18 protein-coding genes and 3 pseudogenes are annotated in these 18,082 nt (G+C 38.1%); 10 read left to right on the top strand and 11 right to left on the bottom strand.

All coding sequences use genetic code 11. The features are described from left to right. The first annotated feature begins 57 nt into the window (after nucleotides 1-57). The 7 genes from BLW31_RS02100 (at nucleotide 58) to BLW31_RS02070 (ending at nucleotide 7,432) form a co-directional block, all read left to right on the top strand. The gene (locus BLW31_RS02100; protein WP_010537097.1) at nucleotides 58-297 is read left to right on the top strand and encodes a helix-turn-helix domain-containing protein; all 240 of its coding nucleotides are present in this window, start codon (nucleotides 58-60) and stop codon (nucleotides 295-297) included. A gap of 12 nt (nucleotides 298-309) precedes the next feature. Further along, on the top strand, nucleotides 310-1,650 hold the full coding sequence (gene dndC, locus BLW31_RS02095) for a DNA phosphorothioation system sulfurtransferase DndC (protein ID WP_010537098.1): 1,341 nt from the start codon (nucleotides 310-312) through the stop codon (nucleotides 1,648-1,650). Next, on the top strand, nucleotides 1,647-3,761 hold the full coding sequence (dndD, locus tag BLW31_RS02090) for a DNA sulfur modification protein DndD (RefSeq protein ID WP_010537099.1): 2,115 nt from the start codon (nucleotides 1,647-1,649) through the stop codon (nucleotides 3,759-3,761). Before dndC ends, dndD begins: the two co-directional genes overlap by 4 nt. Further along, nucleotides 3,751-5,334 carry a DndE family protein gene (locus BLW31_RS02085; RefSeq protein ID WP_010537100.1) on the top strand — a complete coding sequence of 528 codons (1,584 nt, stop codon included), beginning with the start codon at nucleotides 3,751-3,753 and terminating at the stop codon, nucleotides 5,332-5,334. Before dndD ends, BLW31_RS02085 begins: the two co-directional genes overlap by 11 nt. A 176-nt stretch (nucleotides 5,335-5,510) precedes the next feature. Next, a complete protein-coding gene (locus BLW31_RS02080) occupies nucleotides 5,511-6,500 on the top strand; it encodes a virulence RhuM family protein (RefSeq protein WP_010537101.1) in 990 nt (329 codons plus the stop codon). Nucleotides 6,501-6,530: 30 nt separating this feature from the next. Further along, nucleotides 6,531-6,833 (top strand): hypothetical protein, encoded by a 303-nt coding sequence (locus BLW31_RS02075; RefSeq protein ID WP_010537102.1) that lies wholly within the window; start codon nucleotides 6,531-6,533, stop codon nucleotides 6,831-6,833. Further along, nucleotides 6,830-7,432: a restriction endonuclease subunit S gene (locus BLW31_RS02070; RefSeq protein ID WP_010537103.1), complete on the top strand. Its 603-nt coding sequence runs from the start codon at nucleotides 6,830-6,832 to the stop codon at nucleotides 7,430-7,432. The genes BLW31_RS02075 and BLW31_RS02070 overlap by 4 nt, the downstream gene beginning before the upstream one ends. On the opposite strand, the pseudogene BLW31_RS02065 reads toward BLW31_RS02070, so the two are convergent. The 7 genes and pseudogenes from BLW31_RS02065 to BLW31_RS02035 form a co-directional block, all read right to left on the bottom strand. After that, a pseudogene (locus BLW31_RS02065) lies at nucleotides 7,335-8,078 on the bottom strand (restriction endonuclease subunit S); the annotation flags it as partial. The gene BLW31_RS02070 and the pseudogene BLW31_RS02065 overlap by 98 nt on opposite strands. 58 nt (nucleotides 8,079-8,136) lie before the next feature. Further along, the gene (locus BLW31_RS02060) at nucleotides 8,137-8,541 is read right to left on the bottom strand and encodes a hypothetical protein (RefSeq protein ID WP_029425383.1); all 405 of its coding nucleotides are present in this window, start codon (nucleotides 8,539-8,541) and stop codon (nucleotides 8,137-8,139) included. Between the two features lie 35 nt (nucleotides 8,542-8,576). Beyond that, complete coding sequence (locus BLW31_RS02055; RefSeq protein WP_010537106.1) at nucleotides 8,577-9,518, bottom strand: relaxase/mobilization nuclease domain-containing protein; 942 nt, start codon at nucleotides 9,516-9,518, stop codon at nucleotides 8,577-8,579. Continuing rightward, complete coding sequence (locus tag BLW31_RS02050) at nucleotides 9,508-9,816, bottom strand: MobC family plasmid mobilization relaxosome protein (protein WP_004316509.1); 309 nt, start codon at nucleotides 9,814-9,816, stop codon at nucleotides 9,508-9,510. The genes BLW31_RS02055 and BLW31_RS02050 overlap by 11 nt, the downstream gene beginning before the upstream one ends. Nucleotides 9,817-9,954: 138 nt before the next feature. Then, entirely contained in the window at nucleotides 9,955-11,034 is a 1,080-nt protein-coding gene (locus BLW31_RS02045) for a DUF6371 domain-containing protein (RefSeq protein WP_010537107.1), read from the bottom strand. A 78-nt stretch (nucleotides 11,035-11,112) separates the two neighbouring features. Continuing rightward, nucleotides 11,113-12,489: a DUF3987 domain-containing protein gene (locus tag BLW31_RS02040; protein WP_029425384.1), complete on the bottom strand. Its 1,377-nt coding sequence runs from the start codon at nucleotides 12,487-12,489 to the stop codon at nucleotides 11,113-11,115. An 11-nt stretch (nucleotides 12,490-12,500) separates the two neighbouring features. Next, a complete protein-coding gene (locus BLW31_RS02035) occupies nucleotides 12,501-12,866 on the bottom strand; it encodes a helix-turn-helix domain-containing protein (protein WP_010537109.1) in 366 nt (121 codons plus the stop codon). Nucleotides 12,867-13,048: 182 nt separating this feature from the next. Between BLW31_RS02035 and BLW31_RS24650 the strand changes: the two genes are divergently transcribed. From BLW31_RS24650 to BLW31_RS02025, 3 genes are all read left to right on the top strand, one after another. Further along, a complete protein-coding gene (locus BLW31_RS24650) occupies nucleotides 13,049-13,183 on the top strand; it encodes a hypothetical protein (RefSeq protein WP_255343988.1) in 135 nt (44 codons plus the stop codon). 148 nt (nucleotides 13,184-13,331) lie between these two features. Continuing rightward, on the top strand, nucleotides 13,332-13,547 hold the full coding sequence (locus BLW31_RS02030; protein ID WP_029425385.1) for a hypothetical protein: 216 nt from the start codon (nucleotides 13,332-13,334) through the stop codon (nucleotides 13,545-13,547). Nucleotides 13,548-13,571: 24 nt separating this feature from the next. Further along, entirely contained in the window at nucleotides 13,572-14,429 is an 858-nt protein-coding gene (locus BLW31_RS02025) for a reverse transcriptase family protein (protein WP_010537111.1), read from the top strand. 30 nt (nucleotides 14,430-14,459) lie between these two features. On the opposite strand, the gene BLW31_RS02020 is transcribed toward BLW31_RS02025, so the two are convergent. The 4 genes and pseudogenes from BLW31_RS02020 to BLW31_RS02005 all read right to left on the bottom strand — a co-directional run bounded on the left by BLW31_RS02020 (nucleotide 14,460) and on the right by BLW31_RS02005 (nucleotide 18,073). Then, nucleotides 14,460-15,341 carry a hypothetical protein gene (locus tag BLW31_RS02020; RefSeq protein WP_010537112.1) on the bottom strand — a complete coding sequence of 294 codons (882 nt, stop codon included), beginning with the start codon at nucleotides 15,339-15,341 and terminating at the stop codon, nucleotides 14,460-14,462. 264 nt (nucleotides 15,342-15,605) lie between these two features. Continuing rightward, nucleotides 15,606-15,970 (bottom strand): annotated as a pseudogene (locus BLW31_RS02015) (virulence RhuM family protein). Between the two features lie 9 nt (nucleotides 15,971-15,979). Next, nucleotides 15,980-17,086, bottom strand: coding sequence for a tyrosine-type recombinase/integrase (locus BLW31_RS02010; protein ID WP_029425386.1), 1,107 nt, complete (start codon nucleotides 17,084-17,086; stop codon nucleotides 15,980-15,982). 84 nt (nucleotides 17,087-17,170) lie between these two features. Further along, nucleotides 17,171-18,073: pseudogene (locus BLW31_RS02005) on the bottom strand (helix-turn-helix domain-containing protein). Nucleotides 18,074-18,082 lie beyond the last annotated feature (9 nt).

The following is an 18,082-nucleotide window of genomic DNA, read 5'->3' as shown; positions in this document are numbered from 1 at the left end:
CTTTGTTGAGTGAATGTTATTCACTATATTTGCGGTCAAATAACAAATTTCATTTATATGGAAACTGATATAAATCGTTTGAAGGTTGTCTTGGCAGAGAAGAAGAGAACGAATAAATGGCTATGTGAGCAACTAAATGTCAATCCATCTACAGTTTCAAAATGGTGCACGAATAGTTCTCAACCAGACCTTGAAACCTTAGTTAAAATATCACATCTATTAGATGTAGAATTGGGTGATTTAGTGAATAAAAAATTCATAGATTCTCAGCAAATAAATCAAGCATCCGATTTGTAATAAAAGCCTGAAATGAGAAATAAACGTATTGAATATATAATAGATGAAATTCTTGACCAGTATGCGTATGCTGATGAGTCTACCCGACCATGGATTATAGGATTCAGTGGAGGAAAAGATTCAACAGTATTATTAATGCTTGTATGGATAGCACTCGAAAAATTAAAAGAATTACCAGGACCGTTTCAACTTCGTAGACCAATATATGTAGTATGTAATGATACAATGGTTGAAAATCCTATAATTGCATCGTATGTTGATCAAGTTCTTGAACAGATAGAAAAAAAAGCGAGAGAAGAAGATTTGCCTATTTTTGTCCGGAAGACTACGCCTCGATTGGAAGATTCATTTTGGGTGAATGTTATCGGGAAAGGTTATCCTGTCCCGAACACAGCATTTAGATGGTGTACAGAGAAAATGAAAATTAAACCTACTGCTCGTTTCATAATTGAACAAGTTGACGAGTGTGGGGAAGCTATAATTTTAATAGGAACAAGAAAGGCTGAAAGTGCAACTCGCGCTCGTTCCATCAAGAAACATGAAATTCATGGCAAGCGACTTACCAATCATACTCTGTTGGCAAATACATATGTCTATGCACCAATCAAAGAATTGATGTTAGAAGAAGTCTGGTACATAATAAATACCATTCCATCTCCTTGGGGATTTGATAACAAAATTCTGTTTAACATTTATGTTGATGCGAGTGCGGACGATTACGAATGTCCAACTGTTGTAACAGACAAAAGTCATGGTTCTTGTGGTCAAAGTCGTTTCGGTTGTTGGACTTGTACTGTTGTGAAGGATGATAAGTCCATGCGTTCGCTTATAAAAAATGGGCGAGAATGGATGCAACCGCTTTATGATTTTAGGTTAAAACTGGATCAAGAACGGAATATCATTGAGAATCGGTTCCCGTTGCGACGGGATGGGAGAAGAGCCGTGAACGATATGGGACCCTACACTTTCACATATAGAGCGGAAATGTTGGAAGGGCTGTTAAATGTTCAACATGAATTGCAACAATATAATCCTGAAATAAAACTCATTACAGATCAAGAATTGATTGCAATTCAAGTGAATTGGTACCGAGATTTTAACTTTGCACATCAAGTATCAGAAATATATAACAAAATCTATAATTCCTCATTAAATATGGAAGAGGGCAAGATAAAAAACAAATTGGAAGCAGATTTGATGAAAGAAATTTGCCAAGAGAACCTTGAAGAAGGTGAATTAATAGAGCAACTTCTTATGCTTCAGAAAAGCAAGTCACTTATGCAACGACGCCGTGGCTTGAAAACAGAAATTGAGTCTCGTTTAGAGGAATTTGTAAACAAAAAGAAATCATGACGATACGCGAAATAGAACTTAATAATTTCCGAATTTATAAAGGGAAGAATAAGATTGAACTTTTTCCCGATGGGAATAGGAATCTGATTATCGTCAGTGGTAATAATGGTTTTGGCAAAACAACTTTTCTCATGTCATTAGTTTGGTGCCTATATGGTAAGAATATGGGAAAAGTTGATGAACTATACCGTAAAGAAATTGACGAAAAAGGAGGTTATAGTAAATACATTGGTAATAGTCTCAACTTTGCTGCACAGAAAGAAGGCGAAACTCGATTCTCTGTGTCCGTTACATTTACGGATGTAGAAATTCCAGATACGCCTTGCACCGAGATAACAATTGTTCGTTCCTATGATAGTGCAACGAATTATGATGACGAGTTAGAAATTCTGATTGATGGCCGGAAAAACGATTTGTTCACGGGATCAAAAGAGGAAATTGCAAAAGAAGAGGAAATATTTATTCGGGATTACATACTTCCAATAGAGATTGCAAAATTCTTTTTCTTTGATGCAGAAAAAATAGTTTCATTTGCTCAAATAAATACTCCAGAACAACGAAAGGATTTAAGTCTTGCATATTCTCAAGTTCTTGGCATACAAAAATATGAAGATCTAAAAAATGAATTGGTCAGAATCCAGGATGACTATAGAAAGTCATCTGCTAAACCTCAGGAGAAACGCGAGTTTAATGGACTAATCGCAGATATTGATTTCAAAGAGGGTGAAATTGATAGGTTGACTGAGGAAATTAGTAATCTGGAAGAAGACAGAGTTTTTAAACGTCATAATTCAGCCGAACTTCAATCAAAATTGATTCGTGAAGGCGATACTATGTCTGTAGACGAATTGCAGAAATTAAATAGTAGGAAGGCGGAACTTGACATAGTACTAAGGGAAGCAGATGACAGCCTCAAAGATTTATACAGCCTTATTCCATTTGGTTTGGCAGGAGGTATCATGTCTGAACTTGTAACACAATTAGAAACAGAAAAAGCGTATAAACAGAATAAACTTCAACTGGAAGGAGTTAATGATAAAACTGATGTCATACTCGGCGATATTGAAGAAGCAAAGAAGGATCTCCATTTCTCAATTGATATAAAGACCAGAGATTTCTATGAACTTCAAATCAGGCAACTCATCAAAAAGCATTTTTATAATGTTTCTGATGAAAGTAAGTTTGAACACTTCAGTACATTGCATGATTTTAGTCAGGGACAGATTGAAGAGTTTATGCATCTTATTGCGAAAATCAAAGATAGTAAATCTTCTTTTGAGAATTTAATTAATAAATATACCAAAGCCAAATCTGAATTATACACAATCGAAAAGAATATTCGAGAGGCTGAGAAAAAAGCAGAGAGTGATTATGTTCAGGATTTGAGAACCCGAAAAGAAAATATCGATCGTCAGATAGATTCCATCGGTGTAGAAATCGGGAAAAGACAAGGTGAAATAGAGTCACTTAAAGAACAAGTGATTGCTCATAAAAAGCAAAAGGAGATTCTCTCTAAAAAAATAAATGTTTCAGATCAGAACCGTGCAGTTGACAATGAAGCTGCGCGCCTAATCAATACAATACAAAAATTCCTTATTCGTTTTAAGGAAGAAAAGAAAAAGGCACTTGCGAAGAAACTGGAAGTAAAACTTCAATCATATTTGCACAAGACCAATCTTGTTAAAAAGGTAATTGTTGACATCAATGGCAATGGTGATGATGTTGACATTTGCCTATTTGGATATGATGATAAGAAAATTGATAATAGCATTCTTTCCATGGGGGAACGTCAGATGTTTGCATCTGCACTATTAAGTGCTTTGGTTGATGAAACAGAAATTGAGTTTCCTGTTTTCATAGATAGCCCAATGCAGAAATTTGACCCGCAACATACAAAGAATGTACTCACGAAGTTCTATCCAAATGTTTCAAAACAAGTGATTTTATTTCCTCTTCTTAAAAAAGAATTGACGGAAGAAGAATATCAATATATTCAGCCAATCGTAAATAAATCCTATTTGATAAACAATGAAAAAGATGGTTCGCACTTTGTTGAAGTGAAACCAGAAAATCTTTTTGAAGAATATAACAATAGCGGATATGCAAATTAACATCAAAACATCTGGCGAAAACCAAGCCATTGTAACCCAATTAACAAAAAAACTTACTGGGGGTACAAAAGAAAATGTGATAGCTCGTATTGCATTAGGCTATTCTTTGTCTACAGGTAAACGCTTTACTCAACAGGAATTTTCTGCATACGATTCACAAGGAAAAGAATACAAGGACCATATCCTATTTGATGGACAGTATAGAGATTTCTATATTGCCTTAATTTGTCAGGCATATGGAATAACTAAAAATGATGAGCTTATCCCCAAGTATATAAAACAGCACATTGATCATGGATTAGAAAAGATAAATTATCTGTTTGAAAATAATCCACAATATACTTTCTTCGATTTCTTAACTGAATATTTCAGAAAGGGAATTGATATGATTGAAGATACTCCCGAAAGATTCGATTGCGTTGAAAATAGAAATCAACACATCACAAAAAGTGTGTTTTCTGGTCCTATTAAAATCAAAGTGGGATATAATATCGTAACAAGAGAGGATATATATTGTTGCTTCAACGATTCTACTCGCTACAACAATCAACACATTGCCGTAGCAGGAAAATCTGGTTCTGGTAAGACCCAATTTGCACTTGAATTTCTTCGTCAATTATATACACAGACGCAAGGTCAAGTCAATTTCCTGTTTCTTGATTTTAAGGGACTAAGTGAAGATGACAGAAATAAAATGAGTGATTTCTTTACAGAAACTCATACGGAATGTATAAATGCGCCTCATACACCATTTCCATTGAATCCAGTTTCATTCATTGATAATGTTAATGAAAAGAACAAACTTGTAGGTATAAATAAATTCGTTGATATTATTGCTAAATACTCCAATATAGGCAAGAAACAACAGCAAGCACTAAAAGATGCTACGAAAGAAGCATTTGTTCAACATAAAGATGGAAAACACCCTTCGTTAAAGGAAATTTACGATTTAGTGATAGAATCAGTAGGTGATAACCGTGACACTCTTACAGAGATTATGGAGCGTTTGAGTGAGTATGAACTCTTCGCTTCAAAAGTCAACGACCCAAGTATCTTTCTAAACAACAATTATTACTTTTCATTATCAGGTGAATTGGATAGTACTATTCGATTTACATCAATCTTTCTTATCATCAATTACATCTTCAATGTATTCACAAATATGGGTGGTACTGAAGTCATTGATGGCAACAGAAGCATGCGTTATGTGTTAATGATTGATGAAGCTCATGATTTATTCCGGGAAAAGAAGTCTTTGGAAATTTTGGAAGTTTTACTCAGAAAAATTCGTTCATATGGAGTTTCTATAGTTCTTCTCTCTCAAGGCATATCGGAGTATAATCAAGGCAATTTTGATTTCTCACAAGAATGTGAAACAGCATTCCTTTTACCGATAAACGACCTTAATAATACAAAAGCAATAAACAAATTCTTAGGTCTGAGTGAAAAGGATGGATCTCGGACTATGCGAAATCTTGAAAAATTAGATAACGGACAATGCGTATCTAACATTAAAGAGTTGCAAAAAGGAGATTTGTTTGAAGTTGTTCAGTATTGGAAAGAAAAGAAATAGTTATATGGCAGAAGATTCTAAAACAATATTCCATGAATTGATATATAAATTTAAACAACAAAGGGGAAAAAGATTGCATATCTTACAATGAGTCTTGCTGTTTTTCCTCCATTAGAAATATCCGATAGCAGGAAAACAGAACTTCTAAATGTCATGAATGATATTTGATTTTATACATGAAAGACGAGATTCAATTCATATTATACAATCTTCCTGATGAAGACGGGAAGGTGCAAGTAATCATCAGAGATGAAACACTTTGGTGTACCCAAAAGGCGATGGCTCAACTTTTTGGCGTGGATAGAACTGTCGTTTCCAAGCATCTCAAAAATATATTCGAGTCATCAGAGTTACAGCAGGATTCAGTATGTGCAAAATTTGCACATACTGCCGAAGATGGCAAAATATATAATACGCAATTTTACAATCTTGATGCTGTTATCTCAGTTGGCTATCGTGTAAATTCGCTTCAAGCCACTCGCTTTCGTCAATGGGCTACCAAGATTCTCAATGAGTATATCAAGAAAGGATTTGCACTTGATGATGAACGCTTAAAGCAAGGAACAGCTGTATTCGGAAAAGATTATTTCCGTGAATTGCTTGAAAGGGTACGTTCTATCCGTACCAGTGAAAGACGCATCTGGCAACAGATTACCGATATATACGCAGAATGCAGTATCGACTATGACAAGAACTCGCCTACAACACATGATTTCTATGCCATGATACAGAACCGTTTTCACTATGCCATTACCGGGCAAACGGCTGCTGAAATCATATACACTAAGGCAGACCATACCCAAGAACACATGGGTTTGACCACATGGAAGAATGCACCTGACGGACGCATCTTGAAATCTGATGTGTCAATAGCCAAGAACTATTTACAGGAAAATGAAATCCGTCGGCTAGAACGTGCGGTAACTGGATATTTCGATTATATTGAAGATCTTATAGAGCGTGAGAACACGTTTAATATGGAGCAATTTGCAGCCAGTGTCAATGAGTTCCTGACTTTCCGCAAATATCAGATATTGCCGGACAAAGGGCGTGTCTCCGCATCACAGGCTAAGGCAAAAGCGGAAAGCGAGTACGATATTTTTAATAAAACCCAACGGATAGACTCTGACTTCGATAAACAAGTTAGGGGAATGTTGAATGAGTAGTTATAGTATACGAATATAATATTTATTTGAATGATTGATTACGATAAAGTAAATGAATATATAACTACTATGCTCCTAAAATCAGGTAGTTGTGCACAATTGACAAATATTGCTCTTGATGATTTATTTGGAGCAAAAAATCAGGTTATATCAGAAAAGGATTTGCATGATGGGATTGAATACATAATTGCTCTTCATAAAAAGGATGTAGAAGAAAACCGTTATGCCACTACGGAACAGAAAGAAATGGAAAAGAATAGACGAGAACTTATTTTGAAATCTCTTGAAGAACAAATCAAAGTGTATCTTAAAAGCCAAAATAGATTGCAATGAAATTGACAAGATATAAATTGGGAGAAATCCTCAATGTTACAAGAGGAGCAAGTCTCAGTGGCGAGTTTTACGCCACTGAGGGGGAGTATATTCGCCTGACTTGTGGTAACTTTGACTATCAAAATAACTGCTTTAAGGAGAATAAGTCCAAAGACAATCTTTATTATGTTGGTGACTTTAGATCTGAATTTCTAATGGAGGAGGGAGATATTATCACTCCTTTGACCGAACAAGCAATAGGATTGCTTGGTTCTACTGCCATTATTCCCGAAAGTGGTAAATATATCCAAAGTCAAGATGTGGCAAAGATTGTTTGCAAAGAGGACTTGTTAGACAAGAACTTTGCTTTTTATCTTATATCCTCTGCACTCGTAAAACAGCAATTAAGTGCCGCTGCCCAACAGACTAAAATTCGCCACACATCACCTGATAAAATCAAGGATTGCACAGTGTGGATTCCCGAATTATCAGAACAAAAACGCATCGGTAAGTTATTACGTTCTATTGACAGCAAAATAGAACGTAATCGTCAGATAAATCAGAATTTACCGATACTTGACCGTTCATCAGAAGCGGTAGAAGTCCATCACGCTGCTTAATTAGATTATCTATTTCTTCTCCTAATATCATTTGTCTATCAAACATAGGGGAACATATCTTATCAAAAGCTCTTATAACTTCATGTGAAGGAATAATAATAGGCAGACTATATAGGTCTTCTTTAGTAATAGACCCAAATGTTGTACCTGCTGCATTTCTTTGTTCAAAAGCAATTCTTAGGTCATTTAATATATAATACAAGTGCGTCGTAGATCCTAATTTTGAATTAATTGCAGATAAGCCACGACCTATACAACAATCATTATTTGCTATATTTATAGATCCAACTGGGACACGAACACTCATTAGTATATCACCTCTTTTTGCATATCGAGAAGGTGCTGTTGTGTATTGTCTAACCGAGGGAAATCTCATACCAAAATCCGTGCTTCCTTGATAAAAAAGCATACCTTCTCCAACTTCATTATAGCTGGATCCATCAGGAGATTGCCCCATTGTTATATTTGCAATGTCGATAAGCATTCCATTATTCCATCCTTGAGGAATTTCCCGTTTCAGTTTCTCATTCCAAACCATCTTACCGCCACTTGACTTATACGGTTTGCCCTCCTCATTCGGGAAGTCAAACTGCACAAACCAGTAATCGTAGAGTTGCTTTGCCATTGCTTCTAAATTCTGATTTATCGGTATATAAAAAGGCAAAGGAGAGGAAAAATCCCCTCCTTAACCTTAAAACCAAGTATCAGACATTCAAATCCTTCATTGCCAATCCATAGTTCTCCTGCCCGAACAGGTCTTTATGGATGAGCTTCAAACCGAGTGTCTGATAATACTTGTAATCATCGCCTTCGGTGCAGAGGTATTTGTACCTATAGCGTGGCATGTACTCCTTGAAGAAACGAGCCAAGTCTTTTAGGCTTTCTTCTTGGTTCTTTTTGAAGTTGCTGCGCACAATGATGATAGACCAGTCGGGGAAGTTGCCTCTTCCGTCGCTGTACTCCCAGAAGCGAATGTAGCAGTCTAAATCACGTTCACGGATGTCCACGCAAAAGCCATTGGCATTTTGCATCACGCTACAACTGTTTCTGTAGCCGAATTTCTCACACAAGTAGAGATTGAAATCAAGAATCAAATCGTTTTGTACCATAATTGATTGAGTTTAAAAAATTAATGAATAGTGAATTATAAACGAAAGCCTCGCTTGCGCTTAGCCTTTTTCTTTTTCATCAGGCGATTGAACTCGGCTTCTTCTGCGGCAGTGGCATCGTAGGATGAGTTGCCGTTTAGCAAGCCGAGACTGATGCTTGAGCCATCATCGGAATGGGAAACGCTTTGTTGTACATTTTCTTCCTTATGTCTGGATTCCTGTTTGGGTGATTCAAACAAGGATGCACAAGCATTCTCTTCTAGTCGGTTGTCGATATTCAAGTAGCTGAATTCTCGGCTAATTTTAGAGCCGGAGAAAGAAAAACCGTTGTACTCAAATTTTACACCCTGTATTTCCCGTGTAGTTCGGCTGACCTTGAATTTCATATCAATGTCTCGGTCGGCAAGTGCATCCTTTAAGTCAGCCCAATTTTGTACTTGGGACAGTTCCTCTTTCAACGCTTTGTATATCTCATGCTTTGCTTGGTCATAAGGGCGCAATCGTTCTTCCTTGATATGGTCTTTACCATTGGCAAAATGCAAGCGATATTTGGCGGTCAACATTTTGCAAACTTTCTCATTCCTGCGAAAGTCATTCTTGTCGCTAATCGTTTTGCTGTCATTGTCCACTCGATTAAAGACGATGTGGCAATGCGGATGTTCACGGTCGATATACCGGGCAATGATATACTGCGTGTTTTCGATGCCCATCAGTTTCATGTAGTCGTGGGTAATTTGCAACATCAGTTCATCATCATGTTTCAAGCGTTCGCTATCTTCTGGTGAGAAGTTGAGCGAAGTATGTCCGACAATATTCTTTACCTTATCATTGAGTAGCGATTGTAACTCAAATTGCTCCGCCATCTGTTCGGGTGTACCTTCTACTCCAACTGCTTCCAGCAATTTGGATTTCTCCTCTTTGAGAACATAGCTAACACAGCCACCGAACGATGTCCCTTTAGTCTGTTTACCGATCATCTTTCAAACGTTTTATAAGTAGGTTAATGTGCTGAGCCATTTCCTTGCATCTGTCCGCTACAGCGAAGAAACCGTAGGTGTTTGCCTGTCTTGCCAACTGGTTAAGATTGGTACTTTCGCCAATCAGTTGACGGATGATGTGGATATGCTCTTGCGTGATTCGTTCACGTACCGAACCGTTTTCGATGAGCGAACGGATCACTTCGCTTTGAGTCTGCTTGCTCCGTCTGCAAAGCGCACCAAGCCATGCGTATTGCTGATATGACAGACGGAGTGTTACTGTATATTTCTTTTCCATTTGAATCTGTTTTTAGTGAATAATGTGTGACCATTGGGGGCCGCCTCCTCAGACTTTTTGAGGAGCAAGTGGTCGGGAAATGTAATACACCGACATTAACTTGCTACAGTAAAAAAGTCTCGATTCCTCTCCCTAAGTTCAAAGTCTGAATCCTCGTTTCTTGGGTGGTGAAACCTTCGGTTGTGGAATGCCTTGTTGTACGCTGACGAGCTTTAAATCGAATGTTTCTATTAGTGCTTTCAAGACCGGATTCTTCCTTATCATTTGTTGAAGGATGGCTTCATCAGGCTTCACTTTGAGTAGATAATCGGCTATGTCGTACCCCTCTTTTCGCTCGTTTTCGATGGCGTTGGCTTCCAGATAATCGAACATTCGCACCTCAATTCCGTAGCTTTTCATCAGCCCGATTTTGCTCTGCCAATAGTCGGTCGCTCCCAAGTCAGGGAATAACACAACGTTTCTTCCTGCTAGAACAGATAGGTTGTTGGCATTGAAACAACCGTTCTTTCCACCTGATGCTATCCATAAGAATTGCGGCAGATAGTAGGAAGCGATGAGTGCTGTTTTCTCGCTTTCGACCAGTGCAACAGGACGGCTTTTGTCTTCAGGAAGCAGATGTTCACCAAAGAAGCATTGCTTCAAATTGTAATCGCCCTTGTGCAGTACGGAGTGTACCCACGTGACATGATTGTACGGTTCTTTTATCCGCTTACCTGTTTCGGAATTGTAAAGCATTATCTTACCCGTGCGAACTTTATTCTGATTGTCCGTCTGCCAGAATACGGTTGCACCGTCCCAATACTTGGATGTGCCAACCTTGTATCTCTTCATTAGCTTTAATGTTTCTGCCTCTCCGAACTGAGCCGATAGAAACTGAAACAACTTGTTCGCAGGATAGCCACGCAATGATTGGTTGACTATATCCAAATCCATGTAGGAGATGGCTATCGGTTTTACTTCTTTAATAGGTGTATAACTTCCGAAGCTATTCTCAGCAAACTTTTCTTTTTCAGATGGATTCTGCTCAAAGTAATCACGAGGCGTGAAGTGATAACCGCATTTCTGCTCATGGTCACAACGACCTACGTAATCAGGGAACCGGATTTGTTTCTCTGTATCGATATACTTTGAAAAACATCTTTGGCGGTGACAGTTCGGACAAGTATGTCGAGTGCTGACACCTTTGTAGGGTTCTAATATGAATCTATGTGTACTCATTGTATGTCTCTTTTTGGGTATGTCACTTTTGTCGTTATTGTCGTTTTCGCTTGGATAGCGTCAATACCGACAAAAATGTCACGGGTTAATCTTTGAATATTCTCCATGCTTCTCTTTGCGGAACAATGTCCCGATGTTGTCATTGAGAAAGCGTTGAAACGTCCGTTCCTTCATTCCGTTCTGCTCGGCTATCTGTATAGCTTGGGCAGTCGTAAAGGATGGAGGAAGCAGATTGACTATCGCCTGTTGTTGACTATTGAGCGCATTTTCATTGAGGATATTTTGAACGCTCAATGCGGATTCCTTGAAATACTCTGTCAGTTTGATGGCTCGTTCCACCGTCAACAGGTCTATACAAGTTTTATCACACTCTCCGCAAGTCCATCGTGCTAATTGGATAATCAAACAGAAACGGATGATGTATATCTCCAACTTGCAATAGATACTCACGATAGTGTCGTTTGTCTCTCGGTCGCACAATTCTGAGAAGTGGTGCTGCCATTCGTAAAGCCGTCTCTTGGCATCCTCCGTGAAAAGAAGAATCTGCGGTTCTATCTCTCCAAACTCATTGAGGGCATACTCCTGTTGTATCAGCTTGTCAATAATGGCATTCCACTCTTGTTCGATGTTCTCCGGCAATTCCTTGTCATTCCAACGTGCTTTCTGTTGCAGAGTGGGCATCACAAACAGAATGCGGTCAATGAATCCGTTACTGGAACGTTCACCCTTAGCCAGTTCACTGAGAATCTTCTTTTGGATAGTACCAATAACTGAGATATACGGTCGCTTGATGAAGATTGAACTCTTGGCATTCTTACGGTCGGATATAGTGGTCTTGGCACTGAACACCGACAGCCAGAACTGTTCTTCTGAACCGTTGTTGTAGCGGTTGAAGTTCTTGAACCAAGCGGATAACTCGTCAGCCCACAAGCACAAACCACGTTTGTTTTGCGCATGAATAAGGCTCAAGCCTTCTGGTGTTACATCCGAAATCAAGAAACGTTTACGGACTGGTTCCTGTGGAAATTGTTCTTCACCGCTTTCTGTACGTTCTTTACGGCTCATACTCATCAGTTCATCATACTTTGCAAGTGCTTTTTCAAAGACTTGATTCTGCTGATAGTCGTAATCAAGAAACGGTTTCATCGCAAAACTAAGCGGATGGCTTTTGTTTGCTCCCGGTCTTCCAATCAATGCCATATACAGGATAGGGCTTTCTACCCAGCCTTGCTTGATTTGGGCAAGATGCGTGTTACCGATGCCAACTGCAATCGCTGTAAGAATTGCAGAGGCAATGTAGTCGGTAGGGTAATTATGGCATTCGTGTACCTCACTGATGATGCGTTGGATTTTTGTCGGAAATATGCTGATTGGGAAATCAGTGCCAGCCAATCGCATACTTAAATCAACCGCTTCGTCAATAATGGATGCCGGATTAATAGAATATGTATCCATACCCACAGCCATTAAAGTTTCACAGATGATTTGGGCTTATGACGGACACCGCCTTGCATATTGGCAAGTATTTCTTCGTATGTTTGTTCGGAAGTCTTTCTTCGCCCATTCTCAATCCAAGCCAGAAGTTCGTCCTCATAGAAATAGAGCTTCTTACCTTTCTTATAGGCAGGAAGCAGCCCTTTGCGTACCAATGTATAAATGGTAGGCTTGGCTTTTCTGATAATACGGCAAGCATCCTCAATTTCAACCAACACGTGTTTGTCTGATGCAGGTGGTTGAAGTTCCGACACCATTCTTTTCAATTCGATGATCTGTTCGGTCAAATAACCTACCGCTTCGGGCAGTTTATCAAATGTTACTGTTTCTTTTTGCATACGTCGCTCGTTTTTAATTGTTCGACGGCAAAGGAAACAGGTGTTTCAATGGTGGAATCATTCACCAAAATATAACTGATGAATAACTTTTTGATGTAGTTGGTAGAACAATTGCGAAGATTTGTATATCTTTGTATCGTATTAGTTCTTTGATAGACTGAGAAGGCTTTGGAGACTAAATTATGCTAAAACCTAAAGCGAGCAATCGCACCAAGTCATTGGTAAAATGGGGCGGATATAGTTTTGAAGTATGGCAGAATGGAGATAAGAACATCTCATATAGTTCGTTCATTATTTCCGATTGTCGATATATGTAAGATTCGTATCTACTTCATTATTTTGTGTCCATTTTTTAGGCACGTGAAAATAGAGAGTACAATGGAAGACAATGTCTAAGCATATTTTAGTTAGGTCATATTGATTTTAGGCACGTGGCAATATTGCCCGAACTAAAATTAAATGCTTATGACTAAAAAAAAGAAGAAGCCTTCAAAGAGAGGGAAGAAGGCTAACAAAAATTCCCTCCATTGTTCTCCAATGATTGTAACACAGGAGAAGAAGATGAAAAATTTGGCAAAATGGATTAAAGCCATTGCTGAATTTATAAAGGCATTGATTCAATTATCAAATGCAATGAAGCCTTTGATAGAATGGTGCAAATCTTTTTTTGAATTGTTATAATCAACTCTCTAATTTCTTTTTTTGATGATAACAAGCGAAAAATATTTACTATATATACTGGGTGTTAATAAGGAACAGTTGGATTACTTGTTGACACATATAGAAGATTATTATTATTCTTTTGAAAGAGTAAAATTTAATAAGTTTACTGACAAACCAAAGAAGAATAGTAGTGGAGAAATTGCCACTAGAAAAATAAACTCGTCTAAAGGAAAACTAAAAGAGGTTCAAACGCGTCTTTATGATTTTATGTCAAAGCAAGTTGAAATTCCTCAATATGTTTATGGTGGTGTTCAGAGGAAAAATAATGTGCGTAATGCTCGTCTTCATCAAGGAAATAAATATATATTTACGACAGACTTGAAGTCATTTTTTCCATCAATTTCTCATAAGCAAGTTTTTCAAATGTTTCTTCGAGAGGGCTGTACGCCTGCTATAGCAAGAATATTAACTAAACTAACTACTCATAAATATCAAGTTCCGCAAGGTATTCCAACCTCAACTTTAATTGCTAATTTGGTATTTAAACCCATAGGCATGGAAATTGACCAGTTAGCAAAGGAGCATCATATTAAATTTTCAATGTTTGTTGACGATATAACTTTATCATCTAAAGTTGATTTTAAAAATCTAGTACCTCAGTTCCTTGCAATCATTAAAAAGTCTGGATTCAGAATCAGTCACAAAAAGACACATTATCAAACTAAAAATCCTATTATAACAGGTGTAATATGCCAAAACAACCGACTTCTTGCTCCTTTGGGTTATAAAAAAAAGATAGCAATACTATCCAAGCAACTCTCAACGCACGAATCTATAAAGAATAAGCTACAAGGAATAAAAGCGTATTTGTCAATAATTGAAAAATCAAGTTCGCTTTGACTATTTGTGTTGTCATTATATGTGGTGATTTTATGCTATTCTCCTATCCAATTTAATCTTGCATACGGATTCCGTGTGCGACATTTTACGTTCAATGGTAGATATTTCCGAATCACTGAGGGTATGGGCAAATACCCTCTTTATAAATGTGGCAGTCTGTAAACGTGGTTTGCCGAATGCCTTACCGATATTCCATCCAAAGTGCATAATGTCGATGGTCTTTAATTGAGAATCTACCTTTATAGGTTCGACTTTAGGCAAAGAATCTGATAGGTAGTATTCTGTAACATATCCACATAAGCGATTAAGGTCAGTTTCGTTAAGATAGAGAACCAAAGTTTGTTTTATATATGTGAGAACTTTATCTAATTTTTTTTGCGATGCTCGTTCTTTTTCAGCCATAGCGGTAGCGTGGTATATCTCATATTCTGTTGGCTGGCTGGATTCTTCTATGGGAGTATTATTGATAATAGAAGATGTGGCTTCATTCTTTGGAAGCTCTGTACTGTCTTCATTGGATTCTGAAAACGAGAGAGTAGAAACTTCTTCTGTGGTGTCAGATGGAGTTTCGTTTTCGATTTCGGATTCTGAAACGATAGATTCTATATCTGCTGCACTTTCAATAACTTCATGATGTTCTATTGGAATTTCAGCTACCACCGTTTTGTTGCGATAGCTCTCAAATCTCATAAAGCATCTTTCTATTGTTGGGGAAAGGAGTTGTCTGAATGCTATTTGCAGATTGAGATAGATTGCTCCAATGACAATAGAGCATACTACAAGAATAAGGTAGCTGCTGAACTCGCCCCAACCATAGTGAAGTACGGTCTGACGGGCTAAAACACCAATGATTGCGATTGTACCAAAAACAATCAGATGCAATGTTATATGTTCTATCTTTCTCTGTTCCATAGTGAGATGTATTAATCGTTTGTGTGCAAATATATAGGATTAATTTTTGAGAAAATCCATAGTTTTGCTTGTTAATGGGCTTTTGACGATATATTTCATCACTTTTCACCACGTTACACTCCTAATAATAAGCGTATTGCAAATTTCTTGTTTTTGAATGAAAATAGTTGGGTAAATAGACTTGTGTATCTTAAAAACAGAAATTATCTGCATCATTTGGGGTGAACAATGCAGATAATCAATAGGGTATAGAGATATAGCTTATTAGCAATACAATGTATGGTTTGTACCCTTGTTGAGATATAAAAGGATGTTGTAATCTTGATTACGAGCGACTTTGTTTATTAGCCATTCTCTGAATACTATGGAATGTCCGGTGTCTATTTGATAAGATAAGGCTACAACCATATCGAGATTATACACATCGGCATTGTTCCCATTCTCCAATTTGATGTACTTACAAACTTCGTGGCTCTTCAAATATTGGTTTTCAAGATTCTCTTGATTGCTGCATGGATAGCTCCAGCCGTTGTATAAAACAAGTCTGCAAGTTCCCAAGTGGTCATCCATACTTCTCCATCAGAAATATGGATGTCTTGCCCTTTGTTGGTTATGATTCCTCGTTTCATAGTTACAATTTACTTGAGTGATATTTTATTGGCTGTTTCTCGCTTCTTGGAATTGACCAAATCGGCATATATTTGAGTTGTGGACACGTTCTTATGCGTTAGCATCTTTGATACTGTGTAAATATCTGTACCTAAGGATATTTGTATGACGGCATACGAGTGACGAAATCCGTGGAAGGTTATCGGTTTCGTTATTCCTGTCTTTTTGAGCCAGCTTTTCAGTGGGTAATTAATCATACTTCGCTTCAAATCCTTGAAAACCTTGCCTGTTCCGGGTGTGCCGCATAGTTCGTAGGCTTCGTAACTGATGGGGAGTGTCGCTTCCGTCTGGGTTTTCTGTGTTCTGATACGTAAACAATAGCCTTGGTCGGGGGCGATAGTGAAGTCTTCCCATTGCAGGTTTAGAATATCACTGATGCGTAAGCCTGTCAGACAAGCAAACAAAGAGGCTGCTTTCAATACGGGGATGTCGCAAGGAGTGGCTGCGAGTTGCTTCACTTCGTTCAGAGTCAGATACTCTTTCTTCACATCTTGTGGCTCAATCTTATCAAGATAGTCATTGATGTTCTCACGAAACCATTTGTCCCGATAGGCAATCTTCAATAATCCTCTGAAAGTAGAGTAGTAGCCGGATGCTGAATTGAGGGATATGGGTCGGTTGCTATGTTTGAGTTGCTTGGCATTCAGCAAGTATTCACGGAATTTTTTGCATAAGTCTACATTTACATCGCCAAAGGTACATTGTCCCTTGACGAAGTTGTAGAAATGCTGATAGACGAATTGCCATTTCTGGTCTTTGTTCCGACACATCTTCTTGAAATAGGCGAGGAAATCGGCTTTTTGCTTGGTCTTATCCAAGAAACCAAATTCTTCATTGATGAGTGATTGTACCCGGATGCAACGGATTGCTTCTGCTTTGTTCAACATATCGTTGTTGAACTCCCGTTCCATTTCGTTCTTCGGATGGGCATAGATGTAAATACCGAGATATTCCCTGCGGCTCATCTGCATCGTTTCGGGGTTACGAACTGCCGGATAATAATCCAGATACAAGGAGATGCGATTATTCCGAATCGCTCTCTGACGAACTGTTACTTTTGTACATGTGTGTGTCATACTGTTTAATATTTAGAGTTTTACATTTGTTTGGTGCAAAGGAATATGGTGATTCGATAGTGGGTACATTCACCGATAAATAACTTATTCAATCTTCGGTGCTGCAAGCAACTTATCCAGTTCTGGCTTGGAGATAAGCGTGTATTTGCCTTTCTTGACCTTTGAGATATTATGATATTTTGCGTAATGATAGAGTTGGTCACGGGTTAGGTTGAACTTCTCCATCGCTTCGGCTACCGTATAATATTGCGGTTCTTCGGGTGCAGCTATACCTTTTGCTATATCCACATGTTTCTTGGAATAGTACACCATGATTCCCTCTTTCTTCTTCGGAATGGCATTCTTGGAAACGAAACAGTAGATGGCGGATAAAGTCATGCCGAATTTCTCCTGCATTTCTTGGGTGCTGTACCATTCAGTAGTGTCAGGGTTCGGGGCTTTCTTGGCAAAATAAGCGTCTATATGTTTCTTGCTTCAGTAAGTTTTGCCACGATTGAAAGTGCGAGGGATGTTGTTCTTCTTGGCTACCGCAAATATCCATGACTCGTTTACATGGTATTTCTCTTTGACTTCTGCAGTGGTGTAGAAGTCGGTGATAGGGGCTTTCTCTTTTGTTGATGTCTTCTCGTTTTCTTTCGAAAGATAGTCAGTCATATTTTCTATATCAGCTCTGCGAACAAGCGTTTTCCTTTCAAACCGGATTACTTTGATTATTCCATTGCGGATATAGCGATATATAGAAGTACGCCCAATGTTTAATAACTCGGCTACTTCTGATGGAGTAAGATACTCCTTATTCAAATTAGGAGGTGTCTTTATGCTTTTCCCTAATTCGTGTTGCAGACTTTCGATACGCTGTTTCCTAACCCTGTCTTTGTAGGCAAGGTTGGCACATCGGTGTGAACAATACTCTGTGGTCGTCTTATGAGCTGTGAAAACAGCGTTGCACCACTTACATCTTTTCTGAATGTCGATTCTACTACTCATTTTATTTAT

The sequence above is a fragment of the Bacteroides faecis MAJ27 genome (assembly GCF_900106755.1).
GTDB lineage: Bacteria > Bacteroidota > Bacteroidia > Bacteroidales > Bacteroidaceae > Bacteroides > Bacteroides faecis.
The sequence above is the reverse complement of the archived record's forward strand: the minus strand, read 5'-3'. Positions and strand labels throughout refer to the sequence as shown.

Bases quoted from the DNA above. Each gene is read 5' to 3' on its own strand.
- BLW31_RS02075 (WP_010537102.1), top strand. From the start codon at position 6,531: ATGATTGATTACGATAAAGTAAATGAATATATAACTACTATGCTCCTA.
- BLW31_RS24650 (WP_255343988.1), top strand. From the start codon at position 13,049: ATGCTAAAACCTAAAGCGAGCAATCGCACCAAGTCATTGGTAAAATGG.
- BLW31_RS02070 (WP_010537103.1), top strand. From the start codon at position 6,830: ATGAAATTGACAAGATATAAATTGGGAGAAATCCTCAATGTTACAAGA.
- BLW31_RS02055 (WP_010537106.1), bottom strand. From the start codon at position 9,518: ATGATCGGTAAACAGACTAAAGGGACATCGTTCGGTGGCTGTGTTAGC.
- BLW31_RS02035 (WP_010537109.1), bottom strand. From the start codon at position 12,866: ATGCAAAAAGAAACAGTAACATTTGATAAACTGCCCGAAGCGGTAGGT.
- BLW31_RS02045 (WP_010537107.1), bottom strand. From the start codon at position 11,034: ATGAGTACACATAGATTCATATTAGAACCCTACAAAGGTGTCAGCACT.
- BLW31_RS02085 (WP_010537100.1), top strand. From the start codon at position 3,751: ATGCAAATTAACATCAAAACATCTGGCGAAAACCAAGCCATTGTAACC.
- BLW31_RS02040 (WP_029425384.1), bottom strand. From the start codon at position 12,489: ATGGATACATATTCTATTAATCCGGCATCCATTATTGACGAAGCGGTT.
- BLW31_RS02100 (WP_010537097.1), top strand. From the start codon at position 58: ATGGAAACTGATATAAATCGTTTGAAGGTTGTCTTGGCAGAGAAGAAG.
- BLW31_RS02025 (WP_010537111.1), top strand. From the start codon at position 13,572: ATGATAACAAGCGAAAAATATTTACTATATATACTGGGTGTTAATAAG.
- BLW31_RS02080 (WP_010537101.1), top strand. From the start codon at position 5,511: ATGAAAGACGAGATTCAATTCATATTATACAATCTTCCTGATGAAGAC.
- dndC (WP_010537098.1), top strand. From the start codon at position 310: ATGAGAAATAAACGTATTGAATATATAATAGATGAAATTCTTGACCAG.
- BLW31_RS02010 (WP_029425386.1), bottom strand. From the start codon at position 17,086: ATGACACACACATGTACAAAAGTAACAGTTCGTCAGAGAGCGATTCGG.
- BLW31_RS02030 (WP_029425385.1), top strand. From the start codon at position 13,332: ATGACTAAAAAAAAGAAGAAGCCTTCAAAGAGAGGGAAGAAGGCTAAC.
- BLW31_RS02050 (WP_004316509.1), bottom strand. From the start codon at position 9,816: ATGGAAAAGAAATATACAGTAACACTCCGTCTGTCATATCAGCAATAC.
- dndD (WP_010537099.1), top strand. From the start codon at position 1,647: ATGACGATACGCGAAATAGAACTTAATAATTTCCGAATTTATAAAGGG.
- BLW31_RS02020 (WP_010537112.1), bottom strand. From the start codon at position 15,341: ATGGAACAGAGAAAGATAGAACATATAACATTGCATCTGATTGTTTTT.
- BLW31_RS02060 (WP_029425383.1), bottom strand. From the start codon at position 8,541: ATGGTACAAAACGATTTGATTCTTGATTTCAATCTCTACTTGTGTGAG.